Below are 695 nucleotides of genomic sequence, written 5' to 3'. Positions count from 1 at the left end.
GGTGCCGCTGTCGATCTCCATGACCTCCTTGCCGGCCAGGGCCTGGCCCGGGTCGGTCGAGACGATGCCGCCGATCTGCTTCGGATCGGTGTGCGACCAGCGCACGCCCCGCCAGTCCATCACCACGATGTACTCGGCCTTGGTGGCCTTCCGGATCCGCTCCGCCTCCCGCTGCACCGGACCGTTCGGTGAGGGAGGCGTGTCCCTCACTTCCCTCGCGAGGCCCGGCTGCTGCGCGGTGGTCTGCGCGATGGCGAGCGCGCGGCGCATCGCCTGGTCGTNNCGCCGCGGCAGGCCGAGGCGCAGGCGGCGTGCGGGGGGAGTGGGGCTCATACCCAAGAAGGTACGTGGGGCCGGCTACCTGCCGTAACGGGTGTGGCGTGGATCTCTTGATCAATGCTTGCGGAGACGGTCCGGACCACGGTCGGCGGGCCGGTCAGCTCGCGAGCGCCGTCGTCACGCTCACCTCGCGCACGGCCACCACGTCCATCCGCGCGGGCGAACCGAGGACCGCCGCTCCGCAGCTCTCCGGCCGGGGCGGCAGGGCCGTGCCCTGGGCCACCTCGACCCGCCAGCGGCGCCCGTCGGCGTGGGCGACGGTCACCTCCCAGCGCGGGGCCGCGCCGGCCGTCCGTACGACGCTCAGCGCCTCCGCGGCGTATTCGCCGGTCCTGGTGCGCACGGCGAGCTCGGCC

Annotated in this window: 2 pseudogenes; both read right to left on the bottom strand. The window is 74.0% G+C overall.

Annotated features, from left to right (window positions below):
• Positions 1-333: pseudogene (locus CCL05_RS46900) on the bottom strand (histidine kinase); the annotation flags it as partial.
• 103 nt (positions 334-436) lie between these two features.
• Positions 437-695 (bottom strand): annotated as a pseudogene (locus CCL05_RS42780) (sucrase ferredoxin); the annotation flags it as partial.

This window comes from Streptomyces africanus, from assembly GCF_002150735.1.
Classification (GTDB): Bacteria; Actinomycetota; Actinomycetes; order Streptomycetales; family Streptomycetaceae; genus Streptomyces; species Streptomyces africanus.
Note: the sequence above shows the minus strand (reverse complement) of the source record. Positions and strands in the feature narration are given on the sequence as shown.